Genomic DNA, 20,929 nt, shown 5'->3' on the forward strand with positions numbered 1-20,929 from the left:
ATGTCTTTCTCTGTCAAGGCGGGAGCAAGCCTGCTCCTGCTGGTGGTGCTGTTTGCCCTGCTGGGCCCAATGCTCTGGCCTGACCCCGCCGCCCAGGATCTGGTGCAGTTCCTGGCCGACCCCTCCTGGCAGGAGCCGCTCGGGCGCGATCAGATGGGGCGCAGCCTGATGGTGCGCCTCGCGGCTGCGACCCGGCTCTCCCTGCTGCTGGGGATCTTGTGCGTCATCACCGCGGCCCTGCTGGGATCCTTGCTGGGCTGGCTCTCGGCCTGGCGCGGTGGCTGGGTCGACGGCCTGCTGCGCAGCCTGGCCGACGGCGTGCTGGCCCTGCCGAGCCTGCTGCTGGTGCTGCTCTTCTCCGCCATGGCCCAGGGGGGCTTCGCCATCCTCTATATCGGGCTGGCCATGGCCCAGTGGGTGGAGTACTACCGGGTGGTGCGGGCCCGCAGCCGGGTGCTGCTCGTCTCGCCCCAGGTGGAGGCCTCCCGCCTGCTGGGATTTGGCAACGGCCACATAGTGCGGCGCCACCTCTGGCCCGAGCTCGCCCCCCAGCTGCTCACCATGATGGCCTTCGGCCTAGCCGGGGCCATCCTCACCCTCTCCACCCTTGGCTTCGTCGGAGTGGGCATGCAGCCGCCCACCCCTGAGCTCGGCCTGATGATGACGGAGGCGCTGCCCCACTATCAGGAGGCGCCCCGCCTGCTGCTGGCTCCCATCCTGGTGATGGGGCTGATGCTGCTGGCCCTGGTGCTGCTCAACCAGGGGCGCAGTCCCCACACCCCATCCGCACAAGGAGTGACCCCATGACGGCCATTCATATCAAGGGCCTGCAGGTGGATGACGGCCGGCAGACCCTGTTGCAGGCGCTGGATCTCACCCTGCACCCCGGCACCGCTCTGACCCTGATCGGGGAGAGCGGATCGGGCAAATCCCTGCTGGCCCATGCCCTGATGGGGACGCTGCCGACCCCCCTGCGCGGTCGGGGCGAGATGGTGTCGGGTGGCCGGCGCCACAGCCTGGCCGAACCCCAGGCCCTGCGCGCCCTCTGGGGACGGGAGCTGGCCATGCTGCCCCAGGAGCCGGTGCTGGCGCTGGACCCCACCATGGGGCTGCTTGCCCAGGTGGAGGAGGGGTGGCTGCCAGGGGGCGAGGAGGCCCGATCGCGCGCCCGCGCCGCCCTCGAGCGGCTGGGGCTGGCGGGGCGAGAGCGCCACCTCCCGCACCAGCTCTCCGGGGGTATGGCCCAGCGCGCCGCCTTTGCCGCCGCCACCCTGGGGCAGGCCCGTCTGCTCATCGCCGACGAGCCCACCAAGGGGCTCGACAGCCGGGCCGCTGCCAGGCTGCAAACATTGCTCCAGGGCTATCTGACCGAGGGGCGTCACCTGCTGACCATCACCCATGATCTCTCCCTGGCCCGGGCGCTGGGGGGCTGGGTGCTGGTGGTCAAGGGGGGGGAGATAGTGGAGCAGGGGCCCGCCGAGCGGGTGCTGCATCAGCCGACCCATGCCTACAGCCGCGCCCTGCTGGCGGCAGAGCCCTCCGCCTGGCCCGAGGCGACCGCCCCCGCCACCGGCGACTGGCTCATCCGGGGAAGCGGGCTTGCCATGGGCTACGGGGAGCAGACCCTGTTCGCGGGGCTGGATGTGTCGCTGGCGCAGGGGGAGCGGCTCGCCATCATGGCGCCGAGCGGCGCGGGCAAGAGCACCCTCGGCAACCTGCTGCTGGGATTGCAGCGCCCCCTGCGAGGGGAGGTGCTGCGCCGGGAGGGCATAGCGCCCCACCGCTGGCAGAAGCTCTACCAGGATCCGGTGCAGGCCTTCGCCGGCCGGGTCCCCCTCGCCACCCAGTTTGACGACGTGCTGCGTTTGCACAGGCTGCCTCGCCAGCCCCTCACCGACTATCTGGCGCGGCTCGGCCTCGACGAGCGGCTGCTGGCCCGGCTGCCGAGCCAGGTCTCCGGGGGGGAGCTGCAGCGGCTGTCGCTCATTCGGGCCCTGCTGCTGCGCCCCGTGCTGCTGTTTGCCGACGAGCCCAGCTCCCGGCTCGATCCCCTGAGCCAGCAGCAGACCATCGCCTGCCTGCTGGGGGAGCTGGGGGAGATAGGCTGCGCCCTGCTGCTGGTGACCCACGACGAGGCACTGGCGGGCAAGGTGGCCGGGCGCTGCCTGCGGCTGGGGGAACCCCATCCCGCTCCAGCGGCAGCGCCGCCGCTGGCGCGGGCCGGGTGAGGTTGGAGGCCAATACGACGGACGGGGCATCTGCCCCGTCATATTAGAAAAACTAAGCCAAGCCGATTACAAAGATTCGTTCGTGTTTCGTGATCCGAATCACTAACATGGCGGCCATGAAAGGGAGCTGATCTGCTCCCTGTCAGCCCGGGTCCTCCGGGTTGCCACTACTCATCCAGATCTGACAATCACTCCTCCCTCGCGGTGAGGAGCGCCCTGCTTTTGATGTCGTGGAGCGCACATGAATCGGCACAGCTTTTATCCCCTGTTTTTCCTGACCATCCTCATGGTCGCCGTGGGCCAGATGACCCAGACCCTCTATGTCCCCTCCATCCCTGTGATGGCGGTGGATCTGGGGGTGAGCTCCGCCTCCTTGCAGGCGGTGATGGCCTGCTATCTCATCCCCTACGGCCTCTCCCAGTTTGTCTATGGCCCCGTCTCGGACAAGTGGGGGCGCCGCCCCGTGCTGCTGGTCGGCATGATGGTGTTTCTGCTGGGGACCCTGACCATACAGCTGATCCCGACGGCGACGGCCCTGCTGGTGGGCAGCTTCATTCAGGGGCTGGGCACCGGGGCCGGTGGCGCCATGAGCCGCACCCTGATGCGGGATCGCTACAGCGGCGCCGAGCTCAACCGCGCCAACAGCCTGGTGAGCATGGGGGTGATCTTCTCCCCCCTGCTGGCCCCCGTGCTGGGGGGCTGGCTCACCGAGCTGCTTCACTGGCGCGCCGGTTACTGGTTCCTGTTCGGCTTCGGCGCCCTGACCACGCTGGCGCTGCTGGCCTGGTTCGTCGAGACCCTGCCGAGGGAACGTCGTCAGCCGCTGCGGGTGCGGGCGGCCTATCGCCACGTGCTCGGCAACCCGCGCTTTCAGGGCAACCTGCTCTGTCTGATGGCCACCTTCGCGGGGCTGGCGGTGTTCGAGGCGGCGGCCGGGGTGCTGCTGGGCGACGTGCTCAAGCTGAGTGCCCGCACCGTCAGCGTCTTGTTCGTGCTGCCGCTGCCCGGCTACCTGTTTGGCGCCTGGCTCTCGGCCCGCCTCAGCTTTCGCCTGAGCCAGGGCAGGTTGATGCGCCTTGGCATCGCCTTCCTGGCCCTGGGGGCCCTCATCATACTGGTGCCCGGGCTGCTGGGGGTGGTGAACGCGGCCTCCCTGGTGGGGGGCGCCGCCGTCTACTTCATCGGCAGCGGCATCCTCTACCCCACCGCCACCTCCTGCGCCATCGAACCCTTCCCGGGTCAGGCGGGCACCGCCGGTGCCATCCTGGGGGGCATGCAGAACCTGGGGGCCGGCGTGGTGACCCTGCTGGCCGCGAGCTTCCCCATGCAGGGGCAGCTGGGGCTCGGCATCATCATGACCCTGATGGTACTGATCGTCGCCCTGAGCTTCGCCTGGCTGCGCCACCACGGCGCCCCCCACGAGCAGATGGCGATCTGACGCCACCGGGTGCCTCCCATACTTGAGCCCGCCATTGGCGGGCTTGTTTTTTTGCGGGATACGGGGTCAAGGGGCGTCTGTCGCCGGCGCGCGTCAGGGGGAGAGGGGGGCCTCCTGGGTCAGATCGAGAAAGGCCCGCATGGCGGGGGTGATGCTGTGCTGGCGCGTCATGAAGACGGTGCGACCCGCCTCGAGGGGCTCGAGGGGATGGCAGACGAGATCCGCGAGCTGGCTGGCGGAGTGGGCGAGGCCGGCGCTGACGACGGCCCAGCCCAGGCCGTGGCGCACGGCGCTCACCAGATGGAACAGGGAGTCGGTCTCCAGCACCAGGTCCAGCGTGATCCCGGCCCGCTCGGCGGCGAGATCCAGGTAGGCGCGAAACTGCATGGTGCGACTGGGCAGCACCAGGGGTCTGTGTTGCAGGCTGGCCAGGGTCATGGGGCCCGTCTGGGGCAGTGCATTGGCCCGGCTCATCAGCACCGCCATCCGGTTGTCACCTTGGGGATAGAGATGAAAGGCGCGCTTGCCACCCCCCAGGGGATCGTCAAATCCCAGCCCTATGTCGCACTGGTGCAGCTCCAGCTGGGCGATGAGCGCCTCGTTGCTGAGCACCGCCAGGCGGATCACGATATCTGGGTAGCGCTGCTTGCACCGGGCGATGAGCGGCATGATGTCGACATTGGACTGGGGCACTATGCCGATGCGCAGGGTGCCGGACAGCTCGCCATGAAACAGTGCCAGCTCCTGCTTGAGCGCCTCCTGCTCCAGCAGCATCCGCTCGGCGTAGCGGCGCACCAGCTCGCCGGCCTCGGTGAGGGCGACGAACTGGCTGGTGCGCACCACCAGATCGGTGCCGACGTTCTTCTCCAGGGCCGTGATGCTGGCCGACAGGGTGGGCTGGGTGATGTGGCAGGCCTTGGCGGCCTTGGCAAAGTGGCGGTGTCTGGCCAGTTCATGAAAATAGTGCAGCTGCTTGATGTTCATGGCGAGGGGGCGACGAGGGGAGAATGGCGTTAAAAATTAATCAATTGAAATCGCAAGGTCAATAGAATGACTCTATCGGGATATAGATTTATTTCATTGGTTTTGCACCGCATGGCTCTCTAAACTTGAATGCAATCTGCATTTTTAGGTCAACCCTTATGCCCGAATACAGTCCCGTCCCGGCCTTGCCCCCGCTGGATCATCTGGTGGAGGAGGTGGCGGTTGCCATCAACGTCAATGGCATCAACCATGCCGTGATGATGGCGACCCCGGACGATCTGGACGACTTCGCCATCGGCTTTCTGTTTGGCGAGTCCATCATCGCCCACAATCACGAGGTGCATGATATCCGGGTCGCCACCGCAGAGCAGGGGCTGGTGCTGGATGTGACCATCGCCAATCGCTGCCTGGCCCGGCTCCAGTCGCGCCGACGCAGGTTGACCGGGGCGACCGGCTGCGGCATCTGCGGGGTGGAGGCCGTCGAGCAAGCCTTTCCCGAGGTGATCCCGCTGCCCCCTGTGCCTCCCCTGGATGGCGAGCTGCTGGCCGGATTGCGACCGCAGATAGCCCGCTGGCAGCTCAAGGGGCAGCGCCACGGGGCCCTCCATGCGGCGCTGGCCCTGGATGGGCAGGGACGGATCCTGCACTGCCGGGAAGATATCGGGCGCCACAATGCCCTCGACAAACTGATCGGCCTGCTGCTGCGCCGGCAACTGGCCTGCGACACCCTGGTGGTGACCAGCCGCTGCGGCAGCGAGCTGGTGCAAAAGGCGGCCCAGTACGGCGCCCGCCACCTGGTCTGTCTCGCTTCCCCCAGCCAGCTGGCGGTCAGGCTGGCCCTCAAATACCACCTCAATGTCGTCCATATCCCCAAACTTGATGCCCCGGTCAGCTATTCCAGCTATTCCCCGGCAGATCCCATCGGAGCGTGCCATGAGCCATATTGACAAGCCTGCCAAAGCAGGTGGTTTTTCCTCCCTGCAATCCACCATGAAGCAGGTACTGCGCAGCCAGAAGACCCGGCAGAACATCAAGAACCTGCTGAGGGTCAACCAGACCCATGGCTTCGACTGCCCGGGCTGCGCCTGGGGGGACAATGACCATGGCGCCTTCCAGTTCTGCGAGAACGGCGCCAAGGCGGTGGCCTGGGAGTCCACCGGCAAGACGGTGGGGGCCGAGTTTTTTGCGGCCCACTCGGTGCGCCAGCTCGCCAGGCAGAGCGACTACTGGCTGGAGTATCAGGGGCGATTGACCGAACCCCTGCGCTACAACCCGGCGACCGATCACTATGAGCCGGTGAGCTGGGACGACGCCTTTGCGCTGATTGCCGACACCCTCAAGGGGCTGGCCAGCCCGGACGAGGTGGAGTTCTACACCTCGGGGCGGGCCAGCAACGAGGCTTCTTATCTCTATCAGCTGTTTGGCCGCCTGTTTGGCACCAACAACTTCCCCGACTGCTCCAACATGTGCCACGAGGCGAGCGGGGTGGCGCTGACCCAGTCGGTCGGCGTCGGCAAGGGCACTGTGGTGCTGGATGACTTCGATCGGGCCGACGCCGTGTTCGTCTATGGCCAGAACCCGGGCACCAACCATCCCCGCATGATGAACGCCCTGCGCAAGGCGGCGAAAAACGGCTGCAAGATCGTCAGCTTCAACAACTTGAAAGAGGTGGCCCTCGAACGCTTCGCCAGCCCCCAGAGCCCGCTGGAGCTGCTGACCCCGGCGGCTACCACCATCAGCCATCAATACCTGACCCCCAAGCTGGGTGGGGACATGGCCGCCATCCGCGGCATGGCCAAATACCTGCTGGAACAGGCGCCGGAAGCGGTGGACAGAGACTTCATCGCCCGCCATACCCGCCACTTCGATGAGTATGAGGCGCAGGTGCGCGCCACCGGTTGGGACGAGATAGAGCTGCAGTCCGGCCTGACCCGCGACGAGATAGTGCAGGCGGCCCGGGTGTTTGGCGCAAGTTCGCGCGTCATCAGCTGCTGGGCCATGGGGCTGACCCAGCATCTGCACTCGGTCGACACCATTCGCGAAGTCGTCAACCTGCACCTGATGCGCGGCCAGCTGGGCAAGCCGGGGGCGGGGCTCTGCCCGGTGCGTGGCCACAGCAATGTGCAGGGCAACCGCACCATGGGCATCAACGAAAAGCCGACCTCGGCCTTTATCGAGCGCCTCGAGCGCCACCTGCAGGTGAGCCTGCCCAAGGCCCCTGGCCACAACGTTCATGAGGCGCTCAAGGCGCTGCACGAGGGCAGGAGCAAGGTGCTCGTCTGCCTGGGGGGCAACCTGGCGGCGGCGGCGCCCGATACCGCGTTTACCTGCACGGCGATGAAGCGGGCCGAGCTCAATGTGCAGATCAGCACCAAGCTCAACCGCAGTCACCTGCAGGTGGGCAAGGCGGCGCTGATCCTGCCCTGCCTCGGTCGCACCGAGCTGGACATCCAGCGCACCGGCAACCAGCAGATCACGGTGGAGGACACCTTCAGCATGGTGCACGCCTCGACCGGGGCGGCCGAGCCGGTGTCGCCGCTCTGCCTGTCGGAGACCGACATAGTGGCGCGCATGGCCCATGCCACCCTGGGCCGCGAGCGGGTCGACTGGCTCGCCCTGCGCGATGACTACGGCCGCATTCGCTGCCTTATCGAGCAGACCATCGCCGGCTTTGCCGATTTCAACGCCCGCATCCAGCAGCCGTGCGGTTTTCATCTGGAGAACGCCGCGGCGCTGCTGACGTGGAATACCGCCAGCGGCAGCGCCGAGTTTCGGGCAAGCCGTTTGCCGCGCTCCGTGCTGCCGGAGTGTACCCGCCACGCCGAACAGATGAGCGATCAGCCGGTGCTCTTGCTGCAGAGCCTGCGCTCCCACGATCAGTACAACACCACCATCTACGGCATGGATGATCGCTATCGCGGCATCAAGGGCCAGCGCAACGTGGTGTTCATGAACGAGGCGGACACGCGCCAGCTGGGCGTTGAGGAGGGGACGCGCGTCGACCTGGCCGCCATCTGCAACGATGGCCGCGAGCGCCGCGTGACCGGTTTTGTGGTGGTGATCTACGAGATACCGAGGGGCAACATCGCCGCCTACTACCCCGAGACCAACCCGCTGGTGCCCATCGACAGCATAGGAGAGGGCTCCTTTACCCCCACCTCCAAGTCCATCCCCGTGCTGGTGACCGCCTCCCGCGCCGAGGAGGCGCTGCTGCGAAGCCGCTGAGGGAAGGGGCGGCCGGTGCGGGGCCGCGGCCAAAAAGAAAAAGCCCGTCACGCAGGTGACGGGCTTTTTGCTGTTGGTACCCCGGAGATGCCGTTGCCGGTTTGGGCCCTTGAACCGTTGGTTCAAGGCGGGAATCGAATCTGACCGCAGGCTTCTCGGTCGTGCCGAGCATGCGCAATAGCCAGAAGGCCGATCCCCTGTTGGGTATGATTATCGGCTCGGGGACTTGAACCGGCTGACAAACACTCCAGGGAATTTTAAAACGGGTCGCGAATTAAGGCTGCTCGCCCTCTTCGTCGCTGACGACACCACTTTGTTCACTGCTGTCGCCATAGTGACCGTGCTCGATCAGTGCCGCCTCTATGGTGCGTTGCAGCATCTTGATCCGCTTGTCCATGGTCTCAGAGTATTGGTGGTTCTTCTCTTTTTCAAGGCAAAGCTCGTGGCAAAAGTTGAGCGCCGCCATGATGGCCAGCTGCTCGTTGCTGGAGACCTTGGAGCGCTGACGCAGCTCCACAAGCTTGCTGGATAACTGGTCGGCGGCCTGGCGCAGGGCATCCTGCTGTCCCAAGGGACAAGATACCTTGTAGGGACGTCCCAAGACGACGATTTCTACGGCCTCTGTGCTCATGCCTTCCTCAATACGGCGGGATTGTTTCCGCCCTTATCCGTGTGGACAACTGGCCGGGACTATATAGCGCAGATGCAGAAGTTTCAAGGCCTTGCTGGCTCTGACCGGGTGAGAATGCTAGGATCTTCGCCATCAATTCCGGCTATTTGACTGAACTTTGAGCGGATCCCAGATGAGCAAGACAACCCCCCCCAATTACGCGGCCCTGGCCGACCTGATGGAGCAGCACGAGCTGATGGCCACGGCGGTAGAGGCCCATGGCGTTATCTGCGGCCTCGTCTGCGGTGGCGTGGCCCTGGATGACAAGAGCTGGCTGGCGCCGTTCAACGACCTGGTCAACGATGGTTTCGGCCTGCCGGCCCAGGTGCGCCAGGCGATGTCGGAGCTCTACCAGAACGCCATCGAGAGCCTGATGGCTCAGAAGGGGGTGGAGCTGTTGCTGCCCGGCGACGATGCCCCCCTGGACGAGCGCATCGATGCCCTGGTGGATTGGTCCCAGGCCTTCCTGGCCGGATTTGGCGTGGTGCAGCAGGAGCTCTCCAAGGCCTCCGAGGAGCTGCAGGAGATGATCCAGGATATCGCCAACATCACCCAGGTCTCGGACGAGTTCGATCAGGAGGACGACGAGAACGAGGCGGCCTTCCTGGTGCTCTACGAGCACGTCAAGCTGGGGGTCATGATGAGCTTCGAGGAGTTTGGCAAGCGCCCGGATACCCCGGTCGCGCCGCCCACCCTGCACTGATCCCAGCCCGCCCGGGGATCCCAGGACGGGGCCACCGCGCCCCGTCGGGCTGCCCGGGCTGGCGGCGGTGGCCATTTTTGCCCGTGGCCTCCCATTGCGCCTGGGGCAACTGTGATAGCATGCCCCCACGTTTTATCGGATTCTCTTCATCCCATGTCTCACATCGATCCGACAGTTCCTCCTTCATTGCAGGCCGACGTCACCCTGGTCGGCGGCGCCATGAGCGGCGCCGTGCTGGCCCTGGCCCTGGCCGCCCTGCGTCGCCCCGATGGCACCCCTCTGCAGATAGTGCTGCTGGAGGCGAGCGCCCCCGAGCAGGGCCCCCATCCCGGTTTCGATGCCCGCGCCATCGCCCTGGCCGCCGGCAGCTGCGAGGCCCTGGCCCGTCACGGGATCTGGCCCAGGCTCGCTCCCCATGCCAGCCCCATCACCCAGATCCACGTCTCCGACAAAGGCCACCCGGGCCAGACCCGGCTGACGGCGGCGGAATACGGCTTGCCCGCCCTGGGCCAGGTGATCGAGCTCAGCGCCGCCGGTCAGGCCCTGCAGGAGGCCATCGCCCAGACGGCCAACATTCGCATGCTCTGCCCGGTGCAGCTCACCGCCGTCATCCCCGGGGAGCAGGCCGTCGACCTGATCCTGGCATCGGGGCAGTCGATCTCGACCCGGCTGCTGGTGGCGGCCGATGGCGGCCACTCCTTCGTGCGCCAGGCCCTCAAGATCCCGGTGCGCCGCCACGACTACGGCCAGAGTGCGGTGATTGCCACGGTGAAAACCGCCGAGGATCCCGCCGGACGCGCCTTCGAGCGTTTCACCCGGGGGGGGCCTTTGGCGCTGCTGCCGATGCAGCAAGGGCTCAGCTCCCTGGTGTGGAGCCTGCCGGGGGACGAGGCAGAGACCGTCATGGCCCTCGATGACCAGGGGTTTCTCGACCGGCTGCAGCAGGCCTTCGGCTGGCGGCTCGGCCGCTTCCTGCGCACCGGGGTACGCCACTGCTACCCGCTGGCGCTCACCGCCGCCGACTATCCCCTGGGCCAGCGCACCGTGCTGGTAGGCAACGCCGCCCATCTGCTGCACCCTATCGCGGGGCAGGGCTTCAACCTCGGCATGCGCGACCTCGATGCCCTGTGCGCCGCCCTCTGCCATGCCCTGATCCTGGGGGAGGACATTGGCGGCTACCCGGTGCTCGCCCGCTACTGGCAGTGTCGCCAGGGCGATCAGGAGGCGACCATCTGGCTCACCTCCTCCCTGGCCCGGCTCTTCTCCAATGACCTGGCCCCCCTGGTGGCCGGTCGCAACCTGGCCCTCGCCCTGATGGCGCGGCTGCCCTGTCTCAAGGAGCCCCTGGCGCGCCAGACCCTGGGATTCCAGCCCCCGTTTCCTGCCCGCAAGGAGTAAGCCATGGCCCATTACGATCTGATCATTGTGGGGGGCGGCATGGTGGGGCTGGCCCTCGCCGCCGCCCTGAAAGAGAGCCGCCTGCGGGTCGCCATCGTCGAGGGGCAGCTGCCCGACCCGCAGCTGGGGGAGGCGCCGGACAACAGGGTCAGTGCCCTGAGCCTGGCCAGCCAGCAGATCCTGCGCGGGGTCGGCGCCTGGCAGGGGATCTGCGCCCGCCGCCTGCAGGGCTACGGCCGGATGCAGGTGTGGGAGCGCGACAGCTTCGCCCGCATCGAGTTCGATGCCGCCCGTCTCGGGCTGGCGCACCTTGGCCACATCGCCGAGAACCGGGTGATCCAGCTGGCGCTGCAAGAGGCCATCGCCCACCAGCGCCATATCGAGCTGCTGGCCCCCGTCAGCGCCAATGCCCTGAGCCTGGGGCCCGATAGCGCCCTGCTGACCCTGAGCGATGGCCGCGTGCTGTCGGCCAGGCTGGTGGTAGCCGCCGATGGTGCTCACTCCTGGGTGCGCAAGCAGGCCGACATTCCGCTCACCAGCTGGGATTATGGTCATCACGCCCTGGTGGCCACGGTGCGCACGGGGGAAGCCCACGGCGCCGTGGCGCGCCAGATCTTCACCCCCGAAGGGCCGCTCGCCTTCCTGCCCCTGTGGCAGCCGGATCTCTGCTCCATCGTCTGGTCGGTGTCCGCGGCGCGGGCCGAGGCGCTGTGCGCCCTGGATGAGGAGGCGTTCAACCGCCAGCTCACGGCGGCGTTCGATGCCAGGCTCGGCCTGTGCAAGGTGGAGGGGGCGCGCAGTGCCATCCCCCTCACCGCCCGTTATGCCCGCGACTTTGCCCGGGAGCGGCTGGTGCTGGTGGGGGATGCCGCCCACACCATACATCCCCTGGCGGGGCAGGGGGTCAACCTGGGGTTGCAGGACGCCGCCGCCCTGGCGCAGAGCCTGCTGGCCACGCTCGCCAGGGGCAAGGACATAGGGGCCCTGGCGGAGCTGCGCAGCTATGAGCGTTGGCGCAAGACGGAGGCCGCCCGCATGCTGGCGGCCATGGAGGGGCTCAAGCGGCTGTTCGGGGGGAGTCATCCCCTCAAGAAACTGGTGCGGGGCCTGGGGCTGAACGGGGTCGATGCCATGGCACCGCTCAAGCAGAGCCTGATCCGCAGCGCCATGGGGCTGGAGGGGGAGCTGCCGGCCCTGGCCCTGGGGGCGAGGGCATCCTTGGCTGAAAAAAACTAATCCTAGTCGCCATATTTAACAATAAAAGTAATCCGAGAGGCTGGTGTGCTCATCTGAGCCGTCAGCCTTTAATATGGGAAGGTGGCGAAACGTTTTCCTCTAAATTGTGACGAGACGGTAAAAATCAAAATTTAACTCTGTAAAATGCCGGTCAATACTGTTTTTTCCGCTGTTTTTGTCATAGTGTTTGGCCGCTATCAGCATGTTGTGGATTAGTTTTTTTTAAGCAGCGCTTCGCAGCGCTTGTCTTATAATCCGCGCCATCGAAGGAACCAGTCCCGCGTCGCCCCCAGGGAGGCCGGGAGCGAGCCCAGGCCCAGTGGCCGCCGGCCCAAGCCGCTCAAGGTGGGGCTGAGCCGGTCCAGGTTTTAAGGAAAAAACAGCGATGACCCAGACTACCGTATTGCACCCCAAGCACCTGGAAGCCGGCGCCAAGATGGTCGATTTTCACGGCTGGGAGATGCCCATCAACTACGGCTCCCAGCTGGAGGAGCACCACGCGGTGCGCACCCAGGCGGGCATGTTCGACGTCTCTCACATGACCATCGTCGATTTGACCGGCGAGCGGGTGAAAGCCTTCCTGCAATATCTGCTGGCCAACGACGTGGCCAAGCTCACCACCCCGGGCAAGGCGCTCTACAGCGGCATGCTGGCCGAAGATGGTGGCGTCATCGATGACCTCATCACCTATTACCTTGGCGACACCTTCTATCGCATGGTGGTCAACTCCGCCACCCGTGAAAAGGATCTGGCCTGGATCCGCCGGCATGCAGCGCCCTTCGCGGTGACGGTGACCGAACAACCCGAGCTGGCCATGATTGCCGTGCAGGGCCCCGAGGCCAAGACCCTGGTTGCCAAGGTGTTCACCCCCGAGCAGAACGCCGCCGTGGCCAGCATGAAGCCCTTCTTCGGGGTGCAGGCCGGGGATCTCTTCATCGCCACCACGGGTTACACCGGTGAAGAGGGATACGAAATCGTGGTGCCAGAGCACCAGGCCTGCGATCTGTGGCAGGCACTGCTGGACGCGGGCGTGGCCCCGTGCGGCCTGGGTGCCCGCGACACCCTGCGCCTCGAGGCGGGCATGAACCTCTATGGCCAGGACATGGACGAGGGGGTCAGCCCGCTCGCCGCCAACATGGCCTGGACCATCGCCTGGGAGCCTGCCGACCGCGATTTCATCGGCCGCGCCGCCCTGGAAGCCCAGAAGGCCGCCGGGGATCAGCCCAAGCTGGTGGGTCTGCTGATGGAGGAGAAGGGGGTGCTGCGTGCCGGCATGCCGGTCAGCTTCACCAGCGCGTCCGGCGCACTCCGGGAAGGGGTGATCACCTCAGGCTCCTTCTCGCCCACACTGGGCCTCTCCATCGCCCTGGCCCGGGTGCCTCGCGACATCGGCGAGCAGGCCCAGGTCGAGATCCGCAAGAAGCTGGTGACCGTACAGGTGACCAAGCCGGCCTTTGTACGCAACGGTCAGAAATTGGTGTAACGTTTAGCGTTTCGGGCCCGGGGCCTGCCCGGGGCCGTTCTGTTCAATGATTCAAGTGAATAAAGGAAGCACAAATGAGCCATATCCCGAGCGAACTGAAATATGCCACTTCCCACGAGTGGATCCGCGTCGAAGCCAACGGCGAGGCCGTGGTCGGCATCACCGAGCACGCCCAGGATCTGCTGGGGGACATGGTGTTCGTTGACTTGCCGGAAGTGGGCAAGCAGGTCGGTGCCGGTGATGACTGCGCCGTGGCCGAGTCCGTCAAGGCCGCCTCCGACATCTACAGCCCGGTGAGCGGCGAGATCATCGCCGTCAACGAAGAGCTGGAAAGCAGCCCAGAGCTGGTCAACTCCGACCCCTACGGCGCCGGCTGGTTGTTCCGCATCAAGCTCGATGACGAAGGCGAGCTCGCCAACCTGCTGGACGCCGACGGCTACCAGAACGTGGTTGACGAAGAGTAATGTCGCCCCGGGCCCTGCATCGCGCGGGGCCCTTTGCTATGGCCCCTCCCATCGCGCGAGGCGGCGCCGGGCCAGCCCCATCCCCCGCGGGCGGCCGCGACCATCAAGAACTGCTATCAGGCATAGCCACTAGGAAATAGGGAAATGACCCAGTCACTGTTTGAACTCGAGCAAAAAACCAATTTTCTGCGCCGCCACATAGGCCCGGGCGAGGGCGAACTGCGCGCCCTGCTGGCCGAGGTGGGGGCCGAGAGCCTGGACGATCTGATTGAGCAGACCGTCCCCGCCGCCATTCGCCGCGATGGCCCTCTGGGCATCGGCGCCCCCATGACCGAAGTGGAGGCCCTGGCCAAGCTCAGGGGCTACGCCGGTCAGAACCAGATCGCCAAGAGCTACATCGGCATGGGCTATCACGACACCCACGTGCCCCACGTCATCTTGCGCAACGTGCTGGAGAACCCGGGCTGGTACACCGCCTATACCCCCTATCAGCCGGAGCTGGCCCAGGGCCGTCTCGAGGCGCTGCTCAACTTCCAGCAGCTGACCCTGGACTTGACCGGCATGGATCTGGCCAGTGCCTCCCTGCTCGATGAAGCCACCGCCGCCGCCGAAGCCATGGCCCTGGCCAAGCGCATGGCCAAGTCCAAGTCCAACCTCTTCTTCGTCGCCGACGACGTCCACCCCCAGGTGATCGACGTGGTGCGCGAGCGCGCCGTCCATTTCGGCTTCGAGCTGGTGGTGGCCCCGGCCGAGCAGGCCTGCGCCGAGGAGGTGTTCGGTGCCCTGTTCCAGTACCCGAGCACCACGGGCAAGGTGACCGACCTGCGTGCCTTGATCGCCGCGGTCCAGGCCCAGAAGGGGCTGGCCTGCGTCAGCGCCGATCTGCTCTCCCTGCTGCTGCTCAAGTCCCCGGGTGAGCTGGGCGCCGACGTGGTGCTGGGCTCGGCCCAGCGCTTTGGCGTGCCCATGGGTTACGGTGGCCCCCACGCGGCGTTTTTCGCCACCCGCGACGCCTACAAGCGTTCCATGCCGGGTCGCATCATCGGCGTCTCCAAGGATGCCCGCGGCAAGAGTGCCCTGCGCATGGCGATGCAGACCCGCGAGCAGCACATCCGCCGCGAGAAGGCCAACTCCAACATCTGTACCGCCCAGGTGCTCTTGGCCAACATGGCGAGCTTCTACGCCGTCTACCACGGCCCGGTGGGACTCAAAACCATAGCAAGCCGCGTCCACCGTCTGACCAGCATCCTGGCCCTGGGGCTGACCGCCAAGGGGCTGATCCTCAAGCATGACAGCTGGTTCGACACGCTCACCGTGCAAACTGCCGACAAGTCGGCGCTGATCGCCAAGGCCGAAGGGGTGGGCATCAACCTGCGCGCCGATCTCGACGGTGCGGTAGGTGTCTCCCTCTCTGAAACCACCACCCGCGCTGATGTGGCCGAGCTGTTCGACCTCTTCCTGGGCCAGGATCACGGTCTGGATATCGAGACCCTGGATGGCAAGGCCCAAACCCATCAGGGCATCCCGGCCGAGCTGCTGCGCACCGACGCCGTGCTGACCCACGAGGTGTTCAACAAGTACCACTCCGAGACCGAGATGCTGCGCTACATCCACCGTCTCGAAGCGAAAGATCTGGCCCTGAACTACGCCATGATTTCCCTCGGTTCCTGCACCATGAAGCTCAACGCCACCGCCGAGATGATCCCGGTGACCTGGCCCGAGTTTGGCAAGCTGCACCCCTTCGCGCCGCTCAAGCAGGCCCAGGGTTACCAGCTGCTGCTGGCGGACCTGGAAGAGTGGCTGGTCAAGATCACCGGCTATGACGCCGTCTGCATGCAGCCCAACTCCGGCGCCCAGGGCGAATACGCGGGCCTGCTCGCCATCAAGAAGTACCACGAGTCCCGCGGCGAAGGGCATCGCGACGTCTGCCTGATCCCGGCCTCGGCCCACGGCACCAACCCGGCCTCCGCCCAGATGGCGGGCCTGAAAGTCATCGTCACCGCCTGCGACAAGTCCGGCAACGTTGATCTCGATGATCTGCGGGCCAAGGCGGCGGAAGTGGGGGACAGGCTCTCCTGCCTCATGGTCACCTATCCCTCCACCCACGGGGTGTACGAGGAGACCATCAAGGAGGTGTGCGACATCGTTCACCAGTATGGCGGTCAGGTCTACCTGGACGGCGCAAACATGAACGCCCAGGTGGGTGTCACCGCCCCCGGCTTCATCGGTGCGGACGTCTCCCACCTCAACCTGCACAAGACCTTCGCCATCCCCCATGGCGGCGGCGGTCCCGGCATGGGCCCCATCGGTGTCAAGCAGCATCTGGCGCCGTTCGTGGCCGGCCACGCCGTCATCAAGACCGGCAAGGAGAGCCGCGACAATGGCGCCGTCTCCGCCGCGCCGTTCGGCTCGGCCAGCATACTGCCCATCAGCTGGATGTATATCGCCATGCTGGGGGACGAGGGACTCAAGAAGTCCACCCAGGTGGCCATCCTCAACGCCAACTACCTGGCCAAGAAGCTGGGGAGCGCCTTCCCCGTGCTCTACACCGGTCGCAACCATCGCGTCGCCCACGAGTGCATCCTGGACATACGCCCGCTCAAGGAAGTCTCGGGGATCAGCGAGATGGACGTGGCCAAGCGCCTGATGGACTACGGCTTCCACGCGCCGACCATGAGCTTCCCGGTGGCGGGCACCCTGATGGTCGAACCGACCGAGTCCGAGTCCAAGGCCGAACTGGATCGCTTCATCGAAGCCATGACCGCCATTCGCGCCGAGATGGACAAGGTGCAAGAAGGGCACTGGAGCCTGACCGACAACCCCCTGGTCAATGCGCCCCACACCCAGGACGATGTGATGGACGAGCAGTGGGGCCGCGCCTACACCCGCGCCGAGGCGGTCTTCCCCTCCAGCGCCGTGCGTGCCGCCAAGCTGTGGCCCTCGGTCAACCGCATCGATGACGTCTACGGCGATCGCAACCTGTTCTGCTCCTGCATCCCGACCGAGGATTACGTCGGGGAGTGAGGCAGCTGATCACGGCCATTCAAGTTGGAAACCGTGACATTGACGTTGGAAACACAAAGACCCTGCATCGCAGGGTCTTTCTATTTGTGCTGTGCATGTTGTGCATTGATTGCGCAATATAAGTGACGCTGGTTAGCGCCGATGGCCCGCTCGCGGTCGGCTCTTTATAGCGATCATGGCGATAGAGGCAAAATGCGAGCTGGCACTATTGACGCACCTGCGCCAGTTGCGACAGACTGCCGCCGCATCATTGGCGATAACGCGATGTTTTGTGAACTTGCCGCGGCTTGCCACCCTCTGTGTCGGATTTCACTCTCAGTGTCGGGCTTTAACCCGTGCCGCAAGATCCCATTGCTATCCGATGCTGGCAACCCAGCAGGTCATCATCACCATGCGCAAAGCGCAGCCGCTGCTGCAACACGAACTGCAACGCAGCAACGAACAGAGCCGAACAGCGCTCGAAAAAGAGTGCCTGCCATGGCGGCCAGCGGGCTTGAACGATCACTCCAGCACCCCGCTCAAGCGCCAGCGCTTTCCCGTTTATCCGGCCACTGCCCAAGGAATTGTGACTTATGACTACCTCGATAAACCAGGACGATATCAACAAGGCCCTCTGGTCTGCCTGCGATACCTTCCGGGGCACCATCAGCGCCGATACCTATAAAGACTTCGTGCTTACCATGCTGTTCCTGAAATACATCTCAGATGTCTGGCAGGATCACTACGACGGCTATCAGGCGCAGTACGGTGACGCGCCGGAGCTCATTGAAGAGATGCTTAAAAACGAGCGCTTCGTGCTGCCCAAACAGGCCAGTTTCTACAGCCTGTTCGAGCGTCGTCACGAGCCGGGCAACGGCGAGCGGATCGATCAGGCGCTGCACGCCATCGAAGAGGCCAATGGCAGCAAGCTCAAAGATGCGGGCAAGAGCGTGTTTCAGGACATCAGCTTCAACACCGACCGCCTCGGCGAAGAGAAGCAGAAGAACACCATACTGCGCCACCTGATGGAAGACTTTGCCAAGGATGAGCTCAACCTCAAGCCCAGCCGGGTCGGCACCCTGGATGTGATCGGCAACGCCTATGAGTATCTCATCAAGAACTTCGCCGCCAGCGGCGGCCAGAAGGCGGGGGAGTTCTATACCCCGCCGGAAGTCTCCGATCTCATCGCCGAGCTGCTGGAGCCGATGCCGGGCGACACCATCTGCGATCCGGCCTGTGGCTCGGGGTCGCTCTTGATGAAGTGCGGCCGCAAGGTGGTGGAAAACCATGGCGAGAAGCGCTACGCCCTCTACGGGCAGGAGGCCATCGGCTCTACCTGGTCGCTGGCCAAGATGAACATGTTCCTGCACGGGGAAGACAACCACAAGATCGAGTGGGGCGACACCATCCGCAACCCCAAGCTGCTGGATATTAACGGCGATCTGATGCGCTTTGATATCGTGACCGCCAACCCGCCCTTTTCGCTGGACAAATGGGGTTATGAGGAGGCGGGGAACGATAAGTTCGGTCGCTTCAAGCGCGGGCTCCCGCCCAAGACCAAGGGAGATTACGCCTTTATCCTCCATATGATTGAAACCCTGAAACCGGCTTCTCGTGGACAAAAAGGCGGCCGCATGGGGGTGGTGGTGCCTCACGGCGTGCTGTTTAGGGGCTCCAGCGAGGGGAAAATTCGCCAGCAGTTGATCGACGAAAACCTGCTCGATGCGGTGATCGGCCTGCCGGAGAAGCTCTTCTACGGCACCGGCATTCCCGCCGCCATCCTGATCTTTAAAAAGCAGAAGGTGGACGACAATGTGCTGTTTATCGACGCCAGCCGCGACTTCAAGGCGGGTAAAAATCAGAACCTGCTGAGCCCGGACAATATCGCCAAAATCGTCGCCACCTATCGCAACGGCGGCAATGTCGATAAATACGCCTATCTCGCCTCGCTTAAAGAGATCAAGGAGAACGACTACAACCTCAATATCCCTCGCTATGTGGATACCTTCGAGGAGGAAGAGGAGATCGATCTGCTGGCGGTACGTGCCGAGCGCGAGCTGCTAAAAACCCAACTGGCCGAGCTGGAAACCGAGATGGCCCAGTATCTGAAGGAGTTGGGATATGGCGCGTAGTTTAGCTAAAGACAGTCTTCCGGCTGGATGGAAATACGATCTATTAGACAAATTTTCAACCCGTTGTAGCGGTCATACGCCTAGTAAATCTTTTCCGCAGTACTGGAATGGAGGCATTAAATGGATTTCTCTGGCAGATAGCCACCGCTTAGACCAAGGCTATGTTCATCAAACTGATAATGAGATATCTGAAGCTGGAATAGCTAATAGTTCAGCGGAGCTGCATCCAGCAGAGACTGTCGTTTTATCTCGCGATGCAGGTATAGGAAAAAGTGGTGTAATGGCTGTGCCTATGGCAGTTAGCCAACACTTTATTGCATGGAAGTGCGACAACAAGGAAATACTAAATAGTTGGTTTTTGTATAACTGGCTTCAGTTGAATAAGGCTGAGTTTGAACGTCAAGCTGTTGGCTCAACCATTAAGACTATTGGGTTGCCGTATTTCAAAAAGTTAAAAATCGCGGTACCACCCTACCCAGAGCAAAATAAAATAGCCCAAATCCTCTCCACTTGGGACAAGGCCATCACCACCACCGAGCAACTGCTGGCCAATAGCCAGCAGCAGAAAAAGGCGTTGATGCAGCAATTACTCACCGGTAAAAAACGCCTAGGTGGATACTCTGGGGCGTTTAAACGATATCACTTCTCCGATCTATTAAAGATAGATGCCAAAAACCTAGGAACAAAAATAGCCCCAGATTTTGCATTTGATTACATATCTCTTTCTGATGTGGAGTTAGGACGGATTGGTTCAGTTTTAGAGCGTCACGTATACAAAAATGCGCCTAGTCGTGCTCGGAGAGTGGTAAAATATGGAGATATTTTACTATCGACTGTTCGACCAAATCTAAAGGGGTTCGCTAAAATTTCTCATCATCATGAGAATTGCATAGCTTCAACAGGGTTTTCTGTTCTTACGCCCAAAAATGGTACCTGTGGTGATTATATATACCACTGCCTTTTTAGTGCTCATATTACTGGGCAAATCAATTCTCTCGTTGTAGGAACAAATTATCCAGCCATTAACTCATCTGATGTGTCTGGTCTCTGTGTTTATTGCCCTTGTTATGATGAGCAAGTTAAAATTTCTGAGATTCTAAATAACTGTGATGCCTCTATCGACGCACTTCAACAGAAACGTGATGCCCTAAAGCAAGAGAAAAAGGCATTGATGCAACAACTGCTGACCGGCAAACGGCGGGTCAAGGTCGAGGAGGCCGCTTAAGATGAACCCACTCATGATAGATGCCGCCGATGAGGCGGAGAACCGCTGGCTGGAAGCGCGCTTGCGCGAATATGGCAACGCCAATGCCATTCGCAACCTCTCCGAGCTGGATGGCTTTCTGACCGCCGTTATCTCCAGCCCACAGCAGCCGCCCATGGACCGCTGGTGGCTCGCCATCTGGGGTGGGGTCGAGCCCGCATGGCGTGATCGGGCCGAGCGGGATCGCTTTATGCAACAGGTGATGATCCAGTTGGCATTCCTCTCCTATGCCCTTACCGAGCAGCATGACGAGTTCGAGCCCATTTTTACCCTTGCCCCCAATATGGAGCCCCCCATCGAGATCGCCAAATGGTGGTGTGCGGGTTATCTGCGCGGCGTGGCATTGGGCAACTGGCCCGAACTACTGCCCGGGCAGCAATCCGAACAAAAATCCGAGCAGGAATCCGCGCTGCAAGAGGCGCTGGCGCTTATTCGCCTGCATGGCAGTGATGAGCAGCTGGCGCAGTTGACCCGTCTCTCGCTGACGCAATACCAACAGAGCGTGGCCGAGGTGGCCCCCGCCGCGCTGCGGCTGCACGGCCATTTTCAGGCCCTGCAGGGGGCAAATACGATGCCGGTAGCCGCACTCGCGTCAGCACTCTCGACCATCCTGCCGGCCAACGCCGCCGCCAAGGTCGGGCGCAATGAGCGATGCCCCTGTGGCAGCGGCAAGAAATTCAAGCAGTGCTGTTTGCACTGAA

16 protein-coding genes and 1 other RNA gene are annotated in these 20,929 nt (G+C 63.7%); 14 read left to right on the forward strand and 3 right to left on the reverse strand.

The features are described from left to right. The 3 genes from ACW5W4_RS03210 to emrD all read left to right on the forward strand — a co-directional run bounded on the left by ACW5W4_RS03210 (position 1) and on the right by emrD (position 3,666). Complete coding sequence (locus tag ACW5W4_RS03210) at positions 1-807, forward strand: ABC transporter permease (RefSeq protein WP_456688381.1); 807 nt, start codon at positions 1-3, stop codon at positions 805-807. Next, positions 804-2,228 carry an ABC transporter ATP-binding protein gene (locus ACW5W4_RS03215; protein ID WP_456688382.1) on the forward strand — a complete coding sequence of 475 codons (1,425 nt, stop codon included), beginning with the start codon at positions 804-806 and terminating at the stop codon, positions 2,226-2,228. Before ACW5W4_RS03210 ends, ACW5W4_RS03215 begins: the two co-directional genes overlap by 4 nt. Before the next feature lie 241 nt (positions 2,229-2,469). Then, positions 2,470-3,666, forward strand: a complete 1,197-nt coding sequence (gene emrD / locus ACW5W4_RS03220) for a multidrug efflux MFS transporter EmrD (protein ID WP_456688383.1) — start codon at positions 2,470-2,472, stop codon at positions 3,664-3,666. Between the two features lie 93 nt (positions 3,667-3,759). On the opposite strand, the gene ACW5W4_RS03225 is transcribed toward emrD, so the two are convergent. Further along, a complete protein-coding gene (locus tag ACW5W4_RS03225) occupies positions 3,760-4,650 on the reverse strand; it encodes a LysR family transcriptional regulator (RefSeq protein ID WP_456688384.1) in 891 nt (296 codons plus the stop codon). A 158-nt stretch (positions 4,651-4,808) separates the two neighbouring features. On the opposite strand from ACW5W4_RS03225, the gene ACW5W4_RS03230 reads away from it, so the two are divergent. Both ACW5W4_RS03230 and ACW5W4_RS03235 read left to right on the forward strand, forming a co-directional pair. Next, on the forward strand, positions 4,809-5,597 hold the full coding sequence (locus tag ACW5W4_RS03230; protein WP_456688385.1) for a formate dehydrogenase accessory sulfurtransferase FdhD: 789 nt from the start codon (positions 4,809-4,811) through the stop codon (positions 5,595-5,597). Continuing rightward, complete coding sequence (locus ACW5W4_RS03235; protein ID WP_456688386.1) at positions 5,584-7,875, forward strand: FdhF/YdeP family oxidoreductase; 2,292 nt, start codon at positions 5,584-5,586, stop codon at positions 7,873-7,875. The genes ACW5W4_RS03230 and ACW5W4_RS03235 overlap by 14 nt, the downstream gene beginning before the upstream one ends. A gap of 74 nt (positions 7,876-7,949) precedes the next feature. Here ACW5W4_RS03235 and ssrS read toward each other — a convergent pair. Then, positions 7,950-8,132, reverse strand: a non-coding RNA gene (gene ssrS, locus ACW5W4_RS03240) — 6S RNA. Positions 8,133-8,149: 17 nt separating this feature from the next. Next, positions 8,150-8,506 carry a cell division protein ZapA gene (gene zapA / locus ACW5W4_RS03245; RefSeq protein WP_408796979.1) on the reverse strand — a complete coding sequence of 119 codons (357 nt, stop codon included), beginning with the start codon at positions 8,504-8,506 and terminating at the stop codon, positions 8,150-8,152. 172 nt (positions 8,507-8,678) lie between these two features. Between zapA and ACW5W4_RS03250 the strand changes: the two genes are divergently transcribed. The 9 genes from ACW5W4_RS03250 to ACW5W4_RS03290 all read left to right on the forward strand — a co-directional run bounded on the left by ACW5W4_RS03250 (position 8,679) and on the right by ACW5W4_RS03290 (position 20,928). Next, positions 8,679-9,248 carry a UPF0149 family protein gene (locus tag ACW5W4_RS03250; protein ID WP_456688387.1) on the forward strand — a complete coding sequence of 190 codons (570 nt, stop codon included), beginning with the start codon at positions 8,679-8,681 and terminating at the stop codon, positions 9,246-9,248. A 153-nt stretch (positions 9,249-9,401) separates the two neighbouring features. After that, complete coding sequence (gene ubiH, locus ACW5W4_RS03255) at positions 9,402-10,646, forward strand: 2-octaprenyl-6-methoxyphenyl hydroxylase (protein ID WP_456688388.1); 1,245 nt, start codon at positions 9,402-9,404, stop codon at positions 10,644-10,646. 3 nt (positions 10,647-10,649) lie between these two features. Beyond that, positions 10,650-11,882 carry an FAD-dependent 2-octaprenylphenol hydroxylase gene (locus ACW5W4_RS03260; protein WP_456688389.1) on the forward strand — a complete coding sequence of 411 codons (1,233 nt, stop codon included), beginning with the start codon at positions 10,650-10,652 and terminating at the stop codon, positions 11,880-11,882. 385 nt (positions 11,883-12,267) lie between these two features. Continuing rightward, the gene (gcvT, locus tag ACW5W4_RS03265; RefSeq protein ID WP_456688390.1) at positions 12,268-13,365 is read left to right on the forward strand and encodes a glycine cleavage system aminomethyltransferase GcvT; all 1,098 of its coding nucleotides are present in this window, start codon (positions 12,268-12,270) and stop codon (positions 13,363-13,365) included. A gap of 74 nt (positions 13,366-13,439) precedes the next feature. Continuing rightward, positions 13,440-13,829, forward strand: coding sequence for a glycine cleavage system protein GcvH (gene gcvH / locus ACW5W4_RS03270; RefSeq protein WP_456688391.1), 390 nt, complete (start codon positions 13,440-13,442; stop codon positions 13,827-13,829). Positions 13,830-13,973: 144 nt separating this feature from the next. Beyond that, the gene (gene gcvP, locus ACW5W4_RS03275; RefSeq protein WP_456688392.1) at positions 13,974-16,853 is read left to right on the forward strand and encodes an aminomethyl-transferring glycine dehydrogenase; all 2,880 of its coding nucleotides are present in this window, start codon (positions 13,974-13,976) and stop codon (positions 16,851-16,853) included. 572 nt (positions 16,854-17,425) lie between these two features. Further along, positions 17,426-18,964, forward strand: coding sequence for a type I restriction-modification system subunit M (locus tag ACW5W4_RS03280; RefSeq protein WP_456688393.1), 1,539 nt, complete (start codon positions 17,426-17,428; stop codon positions 18,962-18,964). Next, positions 18,954-20,189, forward strand: a complete 1,236-nt coding sequence (locus ACW5W4_RS03285; RefSeq protein ID WP_456688394.1) for a restriction endonuclease subunit S — start codon at positions 18,954-18,956, stop codon at positions 20,187-20,189. Before ACW5W4_RS03280 ends, ACW5W4_RS03285 begins: the two co-directional genes overlap by 11 nt. A gap of 1 nt (position 20,190) precedes the next feature. Then, a complete protein-coding gene (locus ACW5W4_RS03290; protein WP_456688395.1) occupies positions 20,191-20,928 on the forward strand; it encodes a UPF0149 family protein in 738 nt (245 codons plus the stop codon). Position 20,929: the final 1 nt, after the last annotated feature.

Source organism: Aeromonas crassostreae, from assembly GCF_054052445.1.